Annotated in this window: 14 protein-coding genes and 1 tRNA gene; 9 read left to right on the forward strand and 6 right to left on the reverse strand. The window is 26.1% G+C overall.

The window, feature by feature from the left end:
- Nucleotides 1-822 (reverse strand): hypothetical protein, encoded by an 822-nt coding sequence (locus tag ACW95P_RS01625; protein WP_457961497.1) that lies wholly within the window; start codon nucleotides 820-822, stop codon nucleotides 1-3.
- Nucleotides 823-1,029: 207 nt separating this feature from the next.
- Between ACW95P_RS01625 and ACW95P_RS01630 the strand changes: the two genes are divergently transcribed.
- From ACW95P_RS01630 to ffh, 3 genes are read left to right on the forward strand one after another with little or no spacing between them, the layout of a single operon-like run.
- Nucleotides 1,030-1,854 (forward strand): MAGa7180 family putative nuclease, encoded by an 825-nt coding sequence (locus ACW95P_RS01630; RefSeq protein ID WP_457961498.1) that lies wholly within the window; start codon nucleotides 1,030-1,032, stop codon nucleotides 1,852-1,854.
- Nucleotides 1,841-3,814: a DUF2779 domain-containing protein gene (locus ACW95P_RS01635; RefSeq protein WP_457961499.1), complete on the forward strand. Its 1,974-nt coding sequence runs from the start codon at nucleotides 1,841-1,843 to the stop codon at nucleotides 3,812-3,814. Before ACW95P_RS01630 ends, ACW95P_RS01635 begins: the two co-directional genes overlap by 14 nt.
- 20 nt (nucleotides 3,815-3,834) lie before the next feature.
- Nucleotides 3,835-5,193, forward strand: coding sequence for a signal recognition particle protein (gene ffh / locus ACW95P_RS01640; RefSeq protein ID WP_457961500.1), 1,359 nt, complete (start codon nucleotides 3,835-3,837; stop codon nucleotides 5,191-5,193).
- 778 nt (nucleotides 5,194-5,971) lie between these two features.
- Here the strand turns inward: ffh and ACW95P_RS01645 are convergent.
- A tRNA-His gene (locus tag ACW95P_RS01645) sits at nucleotides 5,972-6,047 on the reverse strand.
- A 197-nt stretch (nucleotides 6,048-6,244) separates the two neighbouring features.
- Between ACW95P_RS01645 and ACW95P_RS01650 the strand changes: the two genes are divergently transcribed.
- From ACW95P_RS01650 to ACW95P_RS01675, 6 genes are all read left to right on the forward strand, one after another.
- The gene (locus ACW95P_RS01650) at nucleotides 6,245-7,627 is read left to right on the forward strand and encodes a glycine--tRNA ligase (RefSeq protein ID WP_457961501.1); all 1,383 of its coding nucleotides are present in this window, start codon (nucleotides 6,245-6,247) and stop codon (nucleotides 7,625-7,627) included.
- A 23-nt stretch (nucleotides 7,628-7,650) separates the two neighbouring features.
- On the forward strand, nucleotides 7,651-9,462 hold the full coding sequence (dnaG, locus tag ACW95P_RS01655) for a DNA primase (RefSeq protein WP_457961502.1): 1,812 nt from the start codon (nucleotides 7,651-7,653) through the stop codon (nucleotides 9,460-9,462).
- Between the two features lie 451 nt (nucleotides 9,463-9,913).
- Nucleotides 9,914-11,275: an ABC transporter ATP-binding protein gene (locus tag ACW95P_RS01660; protein WP_457961503.1), complete on the forward strand. Its 1,362-nt coding sequence runs from the start codon at nucleotides 9,914-9,916 to the stop codon at nucleotides 11,273-11,275.
- The gene (locus ACW95P_RS01665) at nucleotides 11,265-12,116 is read left to right on the forward strand and encodes an ABC transporter permease (protein WP_457961504.1); all 852 of its coding nucleotides are present in this window, start codon (nucleotides 11,265-11,267) and stop codon (nucleotides 12,114-12,116) included. Before ACW95P_RS01660 ends, ACW95P_RS01665 begins: the two co-directional genes overlap by 11 nt.
- Nucleotides 12,109-12,930, forward strand: a complete 822-nt coding sequence (locus ACW95P_RS01670; protein WP_457961505.1) for an ABC transporter permease — start codon at nucleotides 12,109-12,111, stop codon at nucleotides 12,928-12,930. Before ACW95P_RS01665 ends, ACW95P_RS01670 begins: the two co-directional genes overlap by 8 nt.
- A 1-nt stretch (nucleotide 12,931) precedes the next feature.
- The gene (locus ACW95P_RS01675) at nucleotides 12,932-14,890 is read left to right on the forward strand and encodes a type 2 periplasmic-binding domain-containing protein (RefSeq protein WP_457961506.1); all 1,959 of its coding nucleotides are present in this window, start codon (nucleotides 12,932-12,934) and stop codon (nucleotides 14,888-14,890) included.
- 314 nt (nucleotides 14,891-15,204) lie between these two features.
- On the opposite strand, the gene ACW95P_RS01680 is transcribed toward ACW95P_RS01675, so the two are convergent.
- The 4 genes from ACW95P_RS01680 to ACW95P_RS01695 all read right to left on the reverse strand — a co-directional run bounded on the left by ACW95P_RS01680 (nucleotide 15,205) and on the right by ACW95P_RS01695 (nucleotide 20,041).
- Nucleotides 15,205-16,992 carry a choline/carnitine O-acyltransferase gene (locus ACW95P_RS01680; protein WP_457961507.1) on the reverse strand — a complete coding sequence of 596 codons (1,788 nt, stop codon included), beginning with the start codon at nucleotides 16,990-16,992 and terminating at the stop codon, nucleotides 15,205-15,207.
- A complete protein-coding gene (locus ACW95P_RS01685) occupies nucleotides 16,976-18,514 on the reverse strand; it encodes an MFS transporter (protein ID WP_457961508.1) in 1,539 nt (512 codons plus the stop codon). Before ACW95P_RS01685 ends, ACW95P_RS01680 begins: the two co-directional genes overlap by 17 nt.
- A gap of 533 nt (nucleotides 18,515-19,047) precedes the next feature.
- Entirely contained in the window at nucleotides 19,048-19,437 is a 390-nt protein-coding gene (locus ACW95P_RS01690; RefSeq protein ID WP_457961509.1) for a hypothetical protein, read from the reverse strand.
- Nucleotides 19,438-19,849: 412 nt separating this feature from the next.
- Nucleotides 19,850-20,041: a hypothetical protein gene (locus ACW95P_RS01695; RefSeq protein WP_457961510.1), complete on the reverse strand. Its 192-nt coding sequence runs from the start codon at nucleotides 20,039-20,041 to the stop codon at nucleotides 19,850-19,852.
- Nucleotides 20,042-21,098: the final 1,057 nt, after the last annotated feature.

The following is a 21,098-nucleotide window of genomic DNA, read 5'->3' on the forward strand; positions in this document are numbered from 1 at the left end:
CTAGTACTTATCAATAATTATTTTAGGTTTTTTAGCAAGGTTTTTATTTTTAAAGTAACTTATAAAATGATCCATGCTATTAATGTGATTTAAATTAACATTTTTTAAATCTTTCATATCATGTTTTTTAGGAATTTTTAATAAATTCACAACATGACTTGAATTATGTAAAACATCTGGTTGTGTAACTTCTGTATCTAAAATTTCAACAACATTTAATGCATCAATTTCAATAATTTGATTTTGAGTATCAATGCCATTTAAATCATAGAAAAAATTATAAAAAATGCTATTTTTGCGGTAATCAATAATTAATAAATTATTTTCAAAAAAAGCGGAAGTATTATTACCGATAATTTTTTCAATATTTTGAAAAAAGGCAATTTTGTCAAATTGATCAAATTGAGAAGAAAATCATCTGTCATTAATCATTAATCTTGGTTTTTTAATATTAAATAAAATATTTTGTGATTCATTTTTTCTGGCTAAAACATTATTTTTGAATGTTTCTAAATCTTTGCTGTCTTTAATTAAAAAAGCTTGATCTTGATCTGCTACATCAAAATTCAATTCAAAGCTTTTAATTAGATAATTTCTACCAGCTTTGTTCATGTAATCTAAAAAATAGCGTTGATTTTCTTCTTTTGATTGATGAATTTGATTAATATATTGACTAAAATCCTCATTTTTTACAAAATATTTTTTAAAAACACTATAACCAAATCATGCAAAAGGTGTAATAAAACCAATTGAACCTAAGGATATAGCTCCAATTAATAATCCTAGTTTAATTTTTTTTGATTTTATAGAAATTTTTTTCAATTTTTTCCAACCTTTTTATTTTTGACTATTTTTTTAAATTTACTTATTTATATTTTAAAATAAAATTTAAAAATATTTTCTAGATTTTTATTAAAGTTATAATTTTATGTATTATATGCGGCAATTTAGCTAATGAAAGCTATAATTTTTAAAATTATTAATAATTAAAATATTTTCAAAGAAAAATATCATTAAAAGAGGTTAAATATGGTTAAGCGACATTTTTATAACAACCGTGAATATGTATTGGACAAAGTTAATAAAGTTGTAATTTTAAAACCTGAATTTCATCAAAAGTTATTAAATAAACAACTTTGAGGTAAATTTGGGTTTAAAAAAATTGGTGGTTCTTCAATTGCCGATGTTTTATTAACTGATAATTTTAAATCACATTTTGCAGCATTCGCTAAAATTGCATGACTATCAATGCCGGTTTTAGATCCAAAATATGTTAATGCCGGGGTGGCGATCGAACCTAAAGTTGTTGAAGCATTAGAAACTAAATTAAATATTGAAATTGAAACTTTTCCTCCCGAGCAATATAATTATGATTATTTCGCTGGTAAAGATGACATCATCGGCGGAATCCCCGATGGTTATATTCCCAAAAATGAATCAATTATCGAAATTAAAACAGCCGGCGAAAAAAAATATTATGATTGGGAAAAATATGGGGTACCTCTTGCTTATTTAAAGCAAGCTCAACTTTATACCTATTTAATGAATAAAGAAAAATTCTACATCGTTGCAACTTTTTTGAAAGAAGAAGATTATGCACATCCGAAAAATTTCCCAATTAAAAACCGCAAATTAAAAGCCTACCCTTACAAATTAAATCGCGATCAAGCAATGGATGATATTCAAAAAGTAAAGCAATGATACCAATTTTATACTCAAAAAGGCATTTCCCCACAATACAACGAAGCAATTGATGGTGATTTAATTGATTGATTAGAGTGCGAAAATGAAGATCAATTGCAGACATTACTAGACAAATGAAAGGCATTAGGTAAATACGTTGAATCACAATAATGAAAATGAATTACCGATAATCAAATTCAATCATTACAAACGTTTTTTAACAACTCAACCATATTTTGTATGACACAATGAATTTAATCCAAATAATTTGCAACCTGAATTAAAAAATATTTCTAACATAGAAATTTTAAAAGATAATTCCTATTCTAATGATGAGCTTGAAGATGATGATATTTTAGCAACATTAGTGAGTATTTTTTCTGGAGAAGAAGATTTAGAACAATTTAGTAAAATTGATGTAATCAAAAATTCTTTTGATATAGTTGTTAAACAATTTCAAGACTATATTGTTAAAGATTTCGCAGCTGAAAAAGTTTATTTTGTTAAAGCTAAAAGCAATGATCAAGCTATTTCAGAAACACTTGAAGCTATCAATTTACAAAATTATGAAGTTATCATCAATCCTGTTTTTAAATATCGCAATGCCATTGCAAGACCAATGGCTTATTTTCCTAAAAAACAAAAAATTTCTAATATAAATGTTTCTTCAAAAACAAAGTTAAATAATTATTTCCGTGCCTATTATGATTACTGAATTACTAAAAAAGCTTTGGGTAATAATTCAATTCATGATTATTCACTTTTTGTAATTGATATTGTTCATAAATATCAACCTAAAATTGTTCCCATCACTGAAACTTATCAAGCGGCAACATTAAAAAGCGGCAAAAGCTTACCCGAAAAATATAAAGGTAATGTAGAAATGACTAGATGTTTTTTTCATAAAGGTGTAGCTAATGATTCCCATTGTGATTCAGAGGATTTTAATCGAATTGCAACCTTTTTAGAAAGTAAAAAAATTGATATTAAACCAAATTATACTTTGTATTTTGATGAAATTGATGATATTATTGACAAAATTAATAGTTATCAAAATCTTGAATACTTTACTGATATTAATCCTTTGCAATATTGATCTGATACACTAGAAAAATATGAATTTCCAGCTGGCAATGATGCTTTTGCAGAAAATGTAATTGAAATTTTACATCCAGAAATTTTTGGTATTACTGGAAATTTAATTAAATTTGAGAAAAAAATTAATTACATTGAGCAAAAAAGATTATATTTAGACACTAAAAATAGTCAGCAGATTAATTGCAATGAAATTATGCATTTAATGCAAAAAGCTAATTTTTTTGAAGATCAAAATAGTAAAAATGCCCATATTTTATTAAGTATTTTAAAAAAAGATGAAATCAAAATTGTTCCTGATAAACTTAAGACATTCATTGATCTTTTGACCCAACCTAACGAAATTATTGTTTGATATGATTTTGAAAGTTTTTCTTTCCCTTTCCCGGTATTGGAAAATTCTAAACCTTATAGTCAAATTGTTTTTCAAGTCTCGATTATCAAAACTAAAAATGGTGCAATTTTTTCAAAAGAAAATTTTGTTTATGACCCACTTAAAATTAATAACGATGTTTTCAAAAACATTATTGACGATATTTATGCAAATAAAGCTAATAAATTTGTTGTTTTCAATAAAAATTTTGAAAATACAAGATTAAAGGAAATGGTAGAATTATTTCAAAAAGTTCATGATCCGCAAGCTCGAGATTATAGCAAAAAAGTGGCTCACATTACTGATCACACGGTAGATTTAATGGAATGTTTTGCAAATCGCAAAGCAAATGATCATCCAATTATTTTTATTCCTGAAATAAAATGTTATTTTAGTATTAAAAAAATTGAAAAATATATTACAAAGCATAAAATTGATTTAGAACATAAAATTACTCCTTATTCAGAGTTGGAAATCCAAAATGGAATGATGGCAATGAATGTTGCTGGTAGTCGCTATTTAGGTGGAATTGGCGATAATGAATGAAATAATGAAAAAGTACCATTGCTAAAGCAATATTGTGAAAATGATGTAATGGCAATGTTAATGGTGTTTGATTTTATGAAATTACAATATCAAAAGTTTGCAAAACAACAAAAATAGAAGGGTGATATAATTAAAAAATGTTAGATTTTTTAGGTAAAAAAATTCAAAAAGCCTTAGGCTCAATGTCAAAAAAAACACTTTTAAATGAAGAAGATATTATCGTTGTTACGCGTGAAATTCGTTTAGCTTTATTAGAAGCTGACGTTAATCTGCAAGTAGTTAAAAAATTTATTCAAAATGTTAAGGAAAAAATTGTTGGGCAAGAAATTGTTGGTAAGTTAAATCCTGAGCAACAAATGATTAAAATTGTACATCAAGAATTGCAAGAAATTTTAGGTGGTAAAGCTCAATCAGTTACCTTAAACAAAAATAAAGCTAATGTTTTTATGATGGTTGGGCTTCAAGGTACTGGTAAAACAACTTCAACAGCAAAACTAGCAAAATATTTTATTAAAACTAAACAAGCAGAAAAGATCTTATTAATTGGAGCTGACACTTATCGCCCAGCTGCGATTGAACAGTTAAGAATTTTAGCTCATAATTTAAATTTAGGTTTTTATTCAGAAGATACAACTTCAAAACCGGAAACTATTGTTAAAAATGGTTTAGAAAAAGCTAAAGTTGAAAACTATGATTTAGTAATTATTGATACTGCAGGGCGTTTAGCAATTAATGAAGAATTAATGGATGAGCTAATTAATATTAAAAAAATTGCTCACCCAAATGAAATTTTATTTGTTACTGATGCTCTTGTTGGTCAAGATGTTATTAATACTGCAGAAATTTTTAACAACAAACTTGCTTTAACAGGGTTAATTATTACAAAATTAGATTCAGATGCTCGTGGAGGAGCTGCTCTTTCATTGCGTCAATTGCTAAATCTACCAATTAAATTTATCGGTACTGGTGAAAAAGCTGATAATCTTGATTTATTTCACCCCGATCGAATGGCTGATAGAATTTTGGGGATGGGTGATGTTTTATCTCTGATTGAGCAAGCTGAAAATGTAATTGACAAACAGAAAACTGAAAAATTAACTAAACGAATGTTTTCTGGTAATTTTGATCTTGATGATTTAATGGAAAGTTTAAAACAACTTCGCAAACTTGGAAAAATGTCTAAAATATTAAAAATGATTCCTGGTTTAGCGGCAAAAAATATTGATGAAACAAAACTAGAATCAGCTGAGAAAAAAATTCGTTTATTTGAAATTTTGATTTCATCAATGACAATGCAAGAACGAAAAAATCCTAAATTATTAAAAAACGCTTCACGAAAAAATCGAATTATGAAGGGTTCAGGTCGGAGTGCCCAAGAATATAATCAATTAGTTAATGAATTTGAAAAAATGTCAGTTCAAATGAAACAAATGTCAAACATGATGAAAAATGGCGGCGGCGGCTTTAATCCCGGTTCATTTGGTGGCATGTTTTAAAAAAAGCAGTAGTTTAACATTAAACTAGAAAAAAATAAACCTTTTAAATGTTGTAAGCCTCTCAGGGATTCTGAGGGGTTTTTCAATTTAAAATTGATTAAATTCATTCATATTATATTAATCAATATATGTTTGAATTCTAAAAAAAAGAATTTTTTAGTTTTGATGAATTTTCACTAATAAGCAAACATAATTTGTATTCATATACTTGAGTGTTGGAATATAAGTAACATCTGCTGCAACAATATTTTTGTTTGCAGCATTGTAATAATTACGTTCTACTAAATTAAAAATTTTACATTAGTATTTTTAAATTCTTTAGCTTTTTTTGTAGATTTTTTAATCTTTTAATTTATTGTAAATTCTTAATAAATATTTATATGAAAAGTTTTATTTTTTTACCTATGCCTTTATTTTTCTTTTGGTGATTTCTCTATTTTTGGAGTTTAATATTTTTTTCTGTTGAATTTATTGCAATATCATTTTCAAAAATGATAAAAGAATCATAACTTTTTTCATACATTTCAAAAACCCCTAATCAAAATGCCTTGTCATAATAAAAAAATGAACCTCCAAATTTCACTCACTTAAATATTTCGGTGAGTTTAATATTTTATGATCTACTTTTTTTGTTCTAGTTTAATATGTAAATTAATGCATAATTCTAATAAAAAAATGAATTAAAATAAAAAAGCAACTAATTTAATTAGTTACCTCATTATTAAATTTATTAACCATTTTTTTAAAGGATTAAACAATATTAATCGATCTAAAAAAATGGGGCGGATGACGGGGATCGAACCCGCGAATGTCGGATCCACAAACCGATGTGTTAGCCACTTCACCACATCCGCCAAGAGCAAAATTATTATACCTAATTTTTTAAAAATAAAAAATATTTTTCATAAAATTTTAAATTAATATTTAAAGTTTGTTCTAAAATTAAATTTAAAGATTTTTTAATATTTTTATTGTCTAAAAGTATAATTAATTTAAAATTATTTTTACATTTTAAACATTTTTATACATATATATTAATAGTGGTGGTATAGTGAAAAAAGAAAATTTAAACGCTCATAAAAATATGAAAGAACTAGTAAATCATTTAAAAAATGTAGGTTTTGTTTTTCAAGGTTCTGAAATTTATGGAGGCTTAGCAAATACTTGAGATTATGGACCTCTAGGAGCTTTAATTGCTAAAAAAGTTAAGGATTTGTGATGAAATAATTTCATTACTAAAGAAGCTAGCAATTATGGACTAGATAGTAAAATTTTAATGAGTAATTTAGTTTGAGAAGCTTCTGGTCATACAACAAATTTTTCTGATCCATTAATTGAAAATAAAATCAACAAAAAACGTTACCGAGCTGACAAAATTATGGAAGAGTTATTTCCTGAAATTAATGTGGGCGAAATGAATAATTCCGAAATTGAAAATTTCTTAAGAAGTAATGTTACTAAATATGATAATTCAGCTGTTGAATGAGGACCAATTCGTAATTTTAATTTAATGTTTGAAACTCAACAAGGTGTGCTTGAAGATGCTAAAAACAAGGTTTATTTACGCCCCGAAACTGCACAAGGGATTTTTGTTAATTTTAAAAATATTGTGCGTACAATGCGTCCAAAGTTACCATTCGGAATTGGTCAAATTGGTAAGGCATTCCGTAATGAAATAACCCCAGGAAATTTTATTTTTAGAACTAGAGAGTTTGAGCAAATGGAATTAGAAGTTTTCACAAAAGAAACTGAAGCTGATGCTGTTTTTGCAAATTATATTGCCAAAGCAAATGACTTTTTGGTTAAGGTTATTGAATTAAAACCAACTTCACTACTATTTCGTCAACACGCAGATGAAGAGTTAGCTCATTATTCCAAAGCCACAACTGATATTGAATTCGCTTTTCCGTTCGGGTGAGGTGAATTATGAGGGATTGCTAATCGAGGAAATCATGATTTAAAAGCACATATGGAGCATTCTAAGGAAAATTTTTATTATACTGAACCTGAAACTAATCAAAATATTATTCCTTTTGTAATTGAACCTTCATTAGGATTGGATCGTTTGCTATTAGCAATTTTTGTAGACGCTTATGAAATTGAAAAGCTTACTAATAATAACGATGAAAGAATAGTATTACGTTTAGCTAAATCAATAGCACCATATACTGCTGCGATTTTACCTTTAACTAAAAAACAATCATCATTTGCAAAAGAAATATTTACAAAATTGGTAGCAAATGGTTTTGATGTTACATTCGATGAAACAGCATCAATTGGAAAACGTTATCGTCGCCAAGATGCGATTGGAACTTTTTATTGCATTACTATCGACTATGACACCGAAAGTGCAAAAACAGTCACAATTCGAAATCGCGATACAATGGAGCAAACTAGAATTGCAATTAATGAGATTGAAACTTATTTAAAATAATAAAGATTAATTGAAAGGCGTTAATGGATAATAAAATTGACTTTGATGGAATTGTAAAAAATAGTGATATTGTAGAAGTGGTTTCTACCTATTTAAATCTAGCTAAAAAAGGAAAAAATTACTGATCTATTTGTCCTTTTCATAGTGATAATTCACCATCAATGTCAGTATCGCGGGAAAAGCAACTTTTTAAGTGTTTTGCTTGCCAAGCTTCTGGGAATGTTGTAACTTTTTTGATGAATTATAACAAATGAGATTTTGTTAAAACAATTAAATATTTAGCTCAGCAACAAGGAATTACACTTGATATTCAAAGTAATTTTAATAACAATCAAGTTATTAAATATGATGCATACGAAGAAAAAATGCTTAGCGCATTAAAAGATGCTTACAACTTATTTACAATTTTTATTAATGCTTCGAAATACCAAAATTTGCAAACTTATTTACAAAAACGAAAACTAGATCATGAAATTATTTCGCGTTTTAATATTGGATTTGCTGACCCCGCTTATGTTGCTACTTTAATAAAAAAACAACATCAAGTAGATATTTTAATTAATGCTTCATTACTTAATGAAAATGAAAAAGCTTTTTTTAATAATCGTTTAACATTTGCAATTAAAAATAATCAGGGCGATATTGTTGGTTTTTCAGCTCGTACATTACATACTGATGCAAAAGAAAGTAAGTATATTAATTCAGCTGAAAACAGTTTATTTCAGAAATCAGAAATTTTATACAACTATTTTGATGCTAAAGAAAAAATTCTTTTTAAAAAAGAAATTATTATTGTTGAAGGCTTTATGGATGTTATTGCTCATTATCGTGATGGGATTGAAAATGTCGTTGGAATTATGGGAACAGCATTAACTAATCAGCATTTAAAATTATTGAAAAACCATCGAGTAATTTTAAATTTGGATGGTGATAAGGCGGGAATTGCTGCGACAATTAAGTCTTTAAAACTTTTGATAAAAGCTGGAATTGAATGTTTTGTAATTCATAATACTAGTTTATTGGATCCTGATGAATATTTAACTAAAAATGGCTCTGGATCTTTAAAGCAATTAATTGAAAACCAACGTATGCCAGGAATTGAATTTTTTTATCAAAATCAAAAAGCAACAACCGATCTTGCCGTTTTCGAAGATGTGAAAAAGTTCAAAACTAATTTTGGAGAATTGCTAGCTTATCTTGAAAAAGAAAAACAAAATTTTTACATTAACAAAATTGATAAGGAGATGGGAATTAAAATTGATACTCATTTTTTAGAAGAGTTTCAAGTTGAAAAAAAAATTTTGGAACAAGAGCCAAATGACAGTTTTTTAGATTATGAGCAACAATTTCGTGAGCGTCGTTTAGAAAAACAAAATCTAAAATCTGAATTTATTAAAAGTCAGCAGACTCATATCAAAAGAATTTTATTTTTACTAATTAAAAATCCTCATTTTTTTGAAACATTTCCGTTAAAAGAAGTTCCTTGAGGACCATTTTTAGATTATATGAAAATAGGCGAAAACCTAAGAGATAAACACTTTAAAAATAAATATCCAACACCGCTAAATTTGGAACAAAGCAAAATTTTAGAAGCTTTAAATAAAGAAACAGATAATTTACCTAAAAATCAATATTCTCAAAATTATCATGATTTACTTGAATTATTAGAACGTTTAAAGCAAATTACAATTGATAAAGCTACTTTAGTAGCAATTGAATCACTTGAAAAAGAAGAGCAAGCTAACGGGTTTACAGAATTGGGGTATGATAGCAAAGAAATGATTAAAGCAATAAATAAAAATATTAAAACCAAAATATCTAAACGAGAAAATTAATTTCTCTTAATAGTAGTCAATTAAATAATTTTTAACTAATTTTTTGCGATATGATTTTATCTAAACTAAAAAATTTAGAATTTAATTTCATTACTTATTTATAAATTTAATTTACTAATTTTTGCCAAAAAAAATAGTAAATTTTTTTTAATCTTAAAACTTTTTTGGTATTATTAAGTACTATGAAAAAAGCAAGGCAGGAATTTAAAAAAATTAAAGAAATTAAAAAATTTTGTGATCAATTTTATATTGAATTTTTTCATTTAAAATACAGTAATTTGCCTTCTTTTTATATTGAAATTAACCAAGATCTTTTTGATAATTATCTCCAGTAGTAACTGGTTTTTATTGCGATAAAAATTCAGTTTAAATATTTAAATAATACAATTTTCAATAACCTAATTTCATTTTTAGTAATGAAATTATTTATTTATCAAAATTAAGGAGATATATGAATAGCCTAAGCGGGACTAAAAAACAAGAAAAAAACTTTATTGAACTCGTTGATGTTGTTAAAGAATTTGGTAAAAAACGTGTTTTAAACAATGTTAATTTAAAAATTAAAAAAGGGGAATTTATAACAATTTTAGGTCCTTCTGGAAGTGGTAAAACAACAATTTTACGACTATTAGGAGGATTTGAATGAGCAACTCGTGGTGAAATTAAAATTGAAGGAATTGATATCAAAGATTTACCACCTTACAAGCGTGATATTTCAACAATTTTTCAAGATTATGCTTTATTCCCACATTTAAATGTTTATGACAATATTAAATATGGATTAAAACTAAAGCGTTATCCCAAAGATAATATCAATCCTGATTTACTACAAAATTTAGCAGCAAAAGAATCTCAATGACAGCAAAAGGCTCAACAAAAAATGGCAGAGCTAGATAAAACTCAAAGTGAGTATGAAGTTGCGTTAGAAGATGAAAATTTACCAAAAAATACTAAGAAAAAATATCAAAAATGATTAGATGATTCTGACTTTAAATACTCATACTGAGAAAATTATGCAATTAGTAAAAAAGAAGCGTTTGTTAAAAAATATTTAACAAGAAAAATTACTCGAAAAGAAATTGATGATGAAATTCAAAAAATGATTCATCTTGTCGGGTTAGAAGGTAGTGAGCAAAAAGCGATCACTGAACTTTCTGGAGGGATGAAACAACGGGTAGCTTTAGCTCGTTCATTAGTAATTGAACCTAAAATTTTATTACTAGATGAGCCATTATCGGCACTTGATGCTAAAATTCGTGAAAAAATGCAGAAACTGCTTAGAAATATTCAACAAAAATTAGGAATTACTTTTATTTTAATTACTCATGATCAAGATGAAGCTCTAGAATTATCTGATCGTGTTGCTGTTATTAGAGATGGTGAAATTGAACAATTTGATACACCTGAAAAAATTTATGATTATCCAATCAATACTTGAATTGCCAATTTTATTGGTGATTCAAACCTACTAAAAGGGAAGTATTTGGGAAAAGGGAAAGTTGAAATTTTAGGTCAAATTATTGATTCAATTCATACTGACAATGAATTTAAGGTTGGTGAAGAAGTCGATTGTTTAATTCGCCCTGAAGATATGAACGTTTCTAAAACTAAAGGCTACATAGATGGGGTAGTTATCAAAAACACCTACAAAGGCTCATATTACTTTGTTGATGTTAGATACAAAGATAAAATAATTTATGTTGAAACAACAAAACAATACAATGAAGGCGACAGCATTAAATTAAACTGAGATATTGATGCATTACACTTAATGAAAAAAGATACAAAAGGGTATGCAAGAGATGAAGATTAAGGAATATTTAAAAGAAAAAATTGATTTTCATCCGCGTTTAATTTTAGCTTTACCCTATGCAATTATTGCTTTATTATTTATTATTTTGCCAACAATTTTAATTTTCGTAAAAGCTGTAAGCAATGTTCCGGTAAATGATAACCAAGAAGAATTCAACCAATGAAATGTTGTTTCACAAGCATCAACTTGATGAATTATGTGACGAAGTGTTAAAATTGGTATTTTGTCTGCAATCTTTTGTTTGCTTATCGGCTTACCATATGCATATTTCATTTCAACTTCAAAATCAAAAATTTTTCAAGTTTATGGAATTTCATTAATTGTTAGTCCATTAATAATTTTTACAATTGCTAAGGTATTGGCATTAAGAGGTTTATTTACTGTAATTATTGGTGAGGATCAAATTATTAGTGAGTGATTTATGGTTTTAGGTTCTGTATTTTTAAATTTACCTTTCATGATTATCCCTTTATTTACAGTTTTCCGTGACATGCCTAAAAACTTATTAGAAGCTTCGCAGGATTTGGGATATAACAAATTTCAAACTTTAATTAAAGTTGTACTACCTTATGGCTTAAAAGCGATTTTTACTGGAATTGGAATCGTCTTTCTGATGGCTGCTTCTTCAGTTATTATCACTGATAAATTATTACCAAATGGTTCACAATTTCAAATGATCGGAAATACAATCAACTACTATTCAAATCCAACTAGTCAATTTGATATTGCTATTGCTTCAACATTGGTAATTGTCACAACTCTAATTTTAATTGGTGGTTATTCATTAACGTTTTTCATTCCTTGACTGATCATCAAATTGAAAGGAATGAGAAATGTCTAAAATTTGAGATTTTATTACTTCGAGAGAAATTTTAAGAAAAAGTTATGTTTGAATTATTATTGGATTATTTTATATTCCAATTATTTTTGCCACAATTTATTCTTTTAATGCTGAATCAAAAAAAGGTGATGTTTCTCTTTCGACTTGAAATACTACAACCTGAAAAGGATGATTACAATTATTTGAATCTGATATTGCCAATAAATTTATTAACTCATTTATTATTGCCATTTGTGTTTCTTTAATTGTGATTGTAATTTCATTAATTACAGTTTATGCAATTTGAAAACAAAGATCAAAATTAGCTCGTACTTTTATTAATTCAACTTCATCAATTCCACTTATTAATCCCGATATCATAACTGCTGTAGCTTTATCAGTGGTATTGTCAATCTTATTTGGTTCATTATTTGCTAACCAAGAGGGGATGTGACGGGTAATTGTTTCGCATGCAGTAATGGCTTTGCCATATGGAATTTTATTCATGTTACCAAGAAGTGAAAAATTTTCAAAAAGTATTATGGAATCATCTCAAGACTTAGGTTATGGCCCAATTCGTACCTGATTTAAAACTTATTTTATTTACATGATTCCATCAATCATTTTTGTATTTTTCATTAGTGTTTTCTTATCATTTGATGATTTCATTATTACAAGAATTGTTTCTAATACTGAAACAATCGGGACTGAATTGTATGAAGGTAAGTTTAAAACTTGATCATTAGCACTTTCAGCAATCATGTTATTTTTTGTAATTATCGGGAATATCATTTACATCATTTTTAAAAAATATAAAAACAAGAAGGCGGTGTAACTTGAAATTAAATAAAAAATTACTTTTAGTAACTTCTGGATTAGTAACACTTGCTGGGTTAACAATTGCAGGTTTTGTTCATTGAGCACAAAAACCTTTTCGCCCTGTATTAATGAATTTTGAATCTTATTTGGATCCAGATGCTGAGAAGGAAATTTCTGAAAAATTTCAATATAAAGCCTTTTCAGAATTAAATGAATTTTCGCGAGCAATTGAAAGTGATAGAATAGTTGGAGGAATTTCTTCTGACTTTGAAATTGCTAGATTAATTATTGGTGATAAAATCCAAAAAATTGATTTTACTAAAATTTTACGTAATATTCCTGAGCTAAACAATCCAAATAGTTTTGATGCAAAGGGAAGACTGAAAAAATCTGTAGTTGCTAAATATTGACGTCCAGAAACTATGAAGCATGTAGATTCTTATAATAAATATTTAGTTAATTACAAGAATGAAAGAATTGATAATGACAACGATGGTATTGCTGATGAAATGTGAGAATACTTAATTCCATATTATATCCAAGATAAAGTTGTTGCTTATACAACAGGAACTGATAATAAAGAACGTCCTTTGCGTCCAGATTCATTTAACACATTAACAGATGAAGAAAAAGAAAATGGCATTCGTTTTGAAGACCAAACTTTTGTTGGGATTATGAAAAAATTATCAGAAAAAAAATATAACCGCTTTGGTTGAACTGAAGCTTCAAGAGATAATTTATTAATTGGTTCTGAATTAAAAAATAGTGATGCTCCTTCGAATTTTAAATCAAAAATTGAAGAGTTGTTAGATGTTATATTACAAAGAAATGATGTTAATGTAAGCAAAGCTGCTAAAAATGCTTTTTTAAATAACATAAATACATCATTACAAAATTTAATTAACAAAAATTTTTCAACCATTTCAACCTTTGGTAGTGAAACTTATTCAGGTTATGTCACACCTTCAAATTACAAATCAATGATTGAAGGGTTTTTGGAAGTTGTTAAAAACGGAACCGGTGGTAGTGTTAATGATGTATCTAAAAATGCTTTTGTAAGTAATGGAACAGAATTATTGCAAAGTTTAATTGACAAAAATTCACGGAATGATGTTGCTGTTATGTACAACGGAGATGCGATTGATGCTATCTATTCATCAGATAATTTCAGCGACATTCCTGATGGCCAAATTAAATACATTCGTCCTAAGCATAATATCACTTTAATGGAAGGTTTTGTTTTACGAAAAAGTAATTCTGAAGAATTAAATAATGATATTTATGATGTTATTTTTGAATCGATATATAAAGGTGTTAACCAACCTAAGGAAGAAGTATTTCAAGAAATTTTAACTTGAGAGCAAGTGCCGTTTTTTAAAAAAAATGAAGAAGGTGAATGGGAAGCTGAAACAGATCTCGATAATCCAAATATGCCATTAATGGAAAAAAATGGTAAGAAAAATTATGCTTTATATCTAGATTATAGTAATGTACCAATTTTACGTAATTATGATTATGTTAACTATACTCCTGCTTGAAAAAATGATTTTGAAATAATGGGTAAATGATATTTCAATGATGCCCAAACATATTTTAAAGCTTTAAATGCTGATGGTTCATTAGCTGGCGAAGATAGCGAAAATGAAGAAACGGCTTTTTTACATGATGCAAATGGATTGATTACTATTGCATTAGATGCTAATTTAGAAGATGAAGCTTTAGAAGAAAAACTAACTGAAGCTAAAGCTAAATACAACACTAACAATATAGCACATGAAGTGAGCGATAAATTAACAGAAAGTTTATTAAATATTTACATCACACAACAACCAGAACAAACTGTTTATGGCGGACAACCAACAACTGATACAGATCCCGCTGATATTTATAAAGTCGAATATCAGTCAATTAAACCAATTAGCGATAAATTAAGATCTGAAGTGATTAGTGAATATAATTTAAGAACTAAAAAATAATTTCTCCAACCGCGCAATTAAAAACCAGCTATAAATTATTTAGCTGGTTTTTAATTTTTTTGAAATTTGGCTAATAATAGTTGTTTTAAATTCTTTAATTAATCCAATTAAATATTTTTGAAAAAAATTTGTAATCTTAACTTTGATAAAAAAATAAATTTTATTTACAAAATCTATTTTTATGGAAATGTTTCATTTTAATAAATTAAAATATTGAAAAATTAATAAATTAGCAAAATCATTTCAAAACTACATTAATTTTAAGTATAAATAAAAAAACCAGTTTGAAAAATTTTCTAGCTGGTTTTAAGAATTTAATTTAAAGCGTTAATTTTTTTTAGTAACTTAAGCATACTTTGATAGGCTAAATCAAGATTTTTAATAAATTTATCTAAAAAAACTTGATTATTTTTTCAGGCAGTTAACATTGCTCGATAAGTATCATCAACTGTGATGTAGAAAATTCCAATTCCATCAGCTTCAACTGGATAGAAGTAGCCATATTTAATTGGTTCATAATTAATAGTTGAGGTTGAGATGTAATTCCCTGAAATGTTTGCAATAACTGGTGAAGCTAAAAGTTTTTTAAGCTCCTTGAAATTATCTAATTCAGAATTTTCTAATAAAGCTAATTTCAGTCCTAGAATATGACGATTAACACCTTGTCCTGCTTGACATAATTTTGTTCTTTGATAATGAATGTCTTGTAATTTATTTCACTGAATTTCTGCGGTTTTTGGATTTTGAAAATAAAAATCAAAATTTTTAATAAATTCCAAGAGCGTTAATGATGCGGGGCGAATGCACTCAGTTCTTCCCATAAAATACTTACTCATATCAACAGCAATATAAGTATTTCTAATTTGATTATTTGTTCAATAATAAGCAAGTTGATACCCTAACTGAATAAAAGCATCAATACTTTTTACATTTAATTTTTTTAATATTGAACGTTTTAAGTAATCTAGTTTTATGGCGCGTGCATAAACTGAATTTACAAAGTCTATGTAATTTGAATATTTGTTTTTAATAACGTTTTTTTGTTCTGATGTTAATTGAAAATCAAGCTGTTGAAACTCTAAATTTTCAACTTTTAATTTTATTAAGAAATTGTTATTAAGCTTAAACTTTTCATTGATCTGATCAAAAATTTTGCCATAAGTAACAGCATCCACAAATGAATGATCAATTAACAAAACCATATTTTTATTTTGGTCAATAACTAATTGGAATGCTTTGCCATTTCAACGGTTTAAATCATTTTCATTAGCAATTGAATTTTTAAAAATAGCTTCTTTTGAAGTTTGGTTAAAGTCTTCGTCATAAGCAAATACACCAATGGCATTTTTAACTTTTTTAAAAGCTGCTTGATTCTTTTTATTTACCAATAAAATTTTTAAAAAATCAGTTTCAAATTCACGATCATTCAATGACAAAGCATAATTAAAATCATATTTTTTTTGTTTTAATTTTATTTTTGTAATCGTTTCAAGAGTTTGATAAATTTCAGCAATGCTTGCAACCTGATCATTTTTAATCACTTCAATTGCAAAGCTATGATTTTTAAACATAAAAATTATTTCTTTGGCAAGTTTATCATTGACGAAATAAGTATCAAATTCATGATTTGGAAGACGCATCGCTCCAAAAAGACCTGCTACTTGATGGTTAAATGATTTAAAAATTGTTTTATTTAAAAAAGTTTTTTTGTAAAAATCAAAATAATATTGTGCTAAGTAATGAATTGTAATTGCTAAAATTTCTAAGGCATTGTATTTTTCAGAATTAGAAAAAATATTTAAAAATGGGGCATTAACTTCTGGAGTTGGAGCTTGCCGACCCGCCAAATAAACATATTTAATTCACCAATCAGAAAGCCAAGAACTATTGTGAGTTTGTTTTTTAGCAATAATTGCGTCTATTTTTGGTTTTTCATTTGAGTCATAAAATTTTTTAGCTAAATTCAAAAATTCTTCTATTTCTTCATCATTAAAAAAGGGTCGTGATCATTCAGCTATTCGGTCATAAACGGTAAAGTCACTTTGCCATGGTAAATTTGGTAAATTATCAATATTGGGCAAATTTTTATAAATCTTTTTCACTAAAATTAAATGCTTCTTTCACTAGTTTCTTTTTATTTTTAATAACTCTTCTAAAAATAAATATTGAAGTTATAAAAGCTAAAATTGCATTAGCTAATAAAAATCCAAATAAAATACTTAACCCTAAATTATTAAAAATTCCTGTGTTGCCTTCATAACCCCCAAATGCAAAAATTTCTTCTAGTACCGGCGATACTCAAACATCTTTTAAAAATCCAACAATTGAAATAATTCCAATTGCAATTCCAAAAATACTTACAGGGATTTTTGTTTCTGTCATTGGTACTCAATAAATTGAACGTGCTGCTCCAATAGCGAAAAATGATAAACACATAAAAATTAAAAATACCAAACCCATCGTTCATGACGAAACAGTTAATAGCCCTAACATAAACAAAACAAATGAAAAAACAACTAATAAGGCACTTACATACATTAATGCTCTAGCGGTTTTTTTAAATTTAAATTTAACTAAAAAAGCAATTGATAAAGTCCCTAAAATCGGCATTCCATAAGTTCAAGTTGTTGATAAAGCTGATAAAATTGTAGGATCAGTTCATTGTTGTGATTTTAAAACATTTGAACCATAGTAGGCAATAAAAGCATAACAATTCATGACAAAGAAAATTAAAAAAGCAATCAATCAAACATCTACATTTTTTAATGCTTTAATTGAATCCTGACCAATTTTTTTAAAAAATTCCACTCGTTGATTTTTTTTGTATGCTATTAATTCTGCTTTTGTTGCAAAATCAATTACTTTATTTTGAATATTTAAATATTGATAACGATTATTATAAAAAGCATTTCTTTTAATCCGAAATTTCCCAGGTAATAAAAATAGACATAAAATTCCAGTTAAAACATAAATTGCAGCATAAACTATTAAAACAATAAACATTGAAGAACCAGAAATTTGATTTCCCCCAATGGTCAATTGAACAAAAATTGGTGAAACAACAAAAATAGCTGATAAGGCAACTGAAATAAACGAAGTAGCCAATTGCAATGAATAACGCGTTGTTTCGGTTGCTGAATATAATTTGCTTTGTTCAGATGGAGGCCCTAATAATTTCACCCCTTTAACAAATGCTGATCAAAAAGTCAAAACTGTTGTAAAAGAAAATAGAATGTGAATAATTATTAATTGATTAAAATCAATGTTAGCACCTTGAATTCCAATTAATGAATATCATATAGTTACAATACCGGTTCCGATCATCGAAATTGTAAATAATGATTTAGTTGACATCCGATCAGCAAGCCAGCCGCCCGGAATATAAAAAATAGTATTAACTACACCATAAACCGTTAATAAAATTGCAAAATTTGATTCTTGTACATTCATTATTTGTACTAATTGCGATTTAAATGTATAAAGCATATATGGTGTAATATAAATCGTTCCCGCACCTAAAGCAATAAAAAATATTCCCATTAACTGTCTAATTAATGGCAATTTGAAATATTCTTCTAGTGGAGTTAAAGACTCAGTATTAATTTTTCTTTTAAATAAATTCATCGCTCTCTCTCAAATTAAAAATATTAGTTAAATTTTTTAATAATCTTTAAAATTTAACCTATCAAAATTATAGCTTTAATATTTTATTTGATGCTAAAATAGTGCGTATTTTTAAACAAAAGTTCATATAATTTTGTTTAAAAACGTAAAAAGTTTAGATAGGAATTTTAAATGCATAAATATTCAAATACATTAACAAATTATAAAATTAAAAATTTAAAGGTGTAGGTCGAAAACCTAAGTGACTTTATGATGTAAAATTATAAAAAATTTATAATAAATTGGAAGACTGAGAAAAGTTTATTTTTTTTAAAATATATAATAAAGTAATTTGAAAAATATCTAAAAAAGATAAAATGAGGAGTCTCAATCTTTATATGCAAAACAAGAAATTCAAGCATATATAAATTGATATAATGATGAGCAAATTCAATCAATTTTAGATTGAAAAACCCCTCAATAATCTTGAGGGGTTAACAATATTTAAGAAGGTTTACTTTTTATTGTATTTTAATCATAGTTTAATTACTGATTTATTTTAATTCTTCATTATCAAATTTATAAAAAACACCGTAGGATATTTTTTTTCTGTAATCATTATATTTTTCTAGTGATTCAATATTATTTACTTTAACTTCATAATTATCAAAAGATAATTTTGGAATTATAGCAAAATATATTTCATTTTCACGATATATAGTCATTTGATCAAATGTTTCTTTATTTAAAATCTTTTCTCCATTAATGTAATTTAAAAAAATTTTGTTTTCAAAAATATTAATAGAATCCAATCCATCATAAGGATAAAATTCCCTGTTGTCTGTAGCTAAAAAAACAAGATTAAATTTTTCAAAAAATTCATCATTTAAAAATAAATTTAATTTATCAAAAAAAAGTTTTTTTTCATTATATTTTTTTTCCACTAGTTTTTGTTTTCAATCGATTAAATTGTTTTCATTTTTAATGATCCCTTTTTTGATATTTTCTTTAATTAAGAAAGGAAAAGATAAAACAAAAATTTGTTCTTTTTTTTCAAATTTATTTAAATCTATTTTTTTAAAATTATTAATTTTTAAATTTTTAACATTATTATTTTTTTATTCTTTATTTAACAAAACACTCCCTTGAGGATTTAATACTTCACTTTTGTTTAAAAAATAACCCAAAAAAGAAAAACTAATAACTAAAAAAATAATAAAAATTGATATTAAATATTTTAATTTTCTTTTACTTATTTTCAACATATGTAACCGCCAATTTGTTTAATGAAAAATCTTTTTCATAATCACTATATTTTTTTATCACAATCCTATAATAAGCTTCTTCTTCTGAAGTTTATCTAATAAATTCAACGTTAGAATTTACTACTTTAACTGATTTAACAACTTGTCAGTCTGCATTTTTATCTAGTTTTTCTAAATATAAATCATAATTAGTGAAAAAATTATTAATTTTTCTCTTTGTGATTTTATTATCAACCAAATTATTTTTTACAAAAATTCCATTTTTATTGATTGAAAAACTCATGATTAAAAAAATGATGTAGTAGCTAAGGAAAAAAATCCTAAAAGACCCAGAAGCCATAAATATTTTTTTTATTTTTCATTTTTACCTTTTATAAATAAGATTTTATTTTTTAATACTATATATAAAATTATAGCTAGAAACAATTATTTTACTAAAAATAAAAATTTATATTAATTTTGCTTAAAATTTTTAAATGAATAAATATTTAGATGCATTAATAAATTGCGTATTTAAAAATTTAAAAGTAATTAATTTTTGCAATTAAATAAAATAAGTTGGTAGATTTACGTTTAAGATGGTCGAGATATTAGAATGATATAAAAAATATTTATACTACTTCTCGAATCTTTTATCATACATATTATAACATAAATCACCAAGTTGTCAAGAAAAAAACCTAATTATTTTTAGAAACCAAACTATAAAAAAACATTAAGTTAAGGTCGATCTCATTAATTAATAAAAAGATGAAAATTATCAAAAAACCATTAATTAATGCTACCCACATTAATTATCAAAAACCAAAAATCATTTCTTTTTTTTAACACAAAATAACAAAATAAAAGTTTCTTGCAAATGTTTAATGGTATTAACGTATTGGTGCTGGCATTAGTGCATGAACAGGAATTCCATAAAAAAACCCAATCTTTTCATGTGTGGAGATTTTTATAACCACGCCCCTTTTCTCTTTTTTCTTTTCTTTTTTTTGGTCTCCACATGCCAACTGGTTATTAAACTTGATTGCTAGTAATTCATTCAATCTCCATAAAAAAACAAAACAAAATAACCTCAATTAATCAATGCTGCCCCATTAATTAATTTCTCAATTTCTCAATCTTAATTTTTGTCCAGCTACATAATCAAAAATGCTTTTTTAATTATTTGCTTGACATTTTAATTTTTTATGATAATTTAAATAGGAATATCCCGAAGGGATATTACTCTTATATATACTTAAAGGGTTCTTTTAGAACCCGTTCGTATTTTTCTCTATAAGCAAATATATCTCATAAAGTATATTAATACTTATAGATGTTTTTGATTTTCAATCTGTTTG

The organism is Mycoplasma pogonae (genome assembly GCF_054170725.1).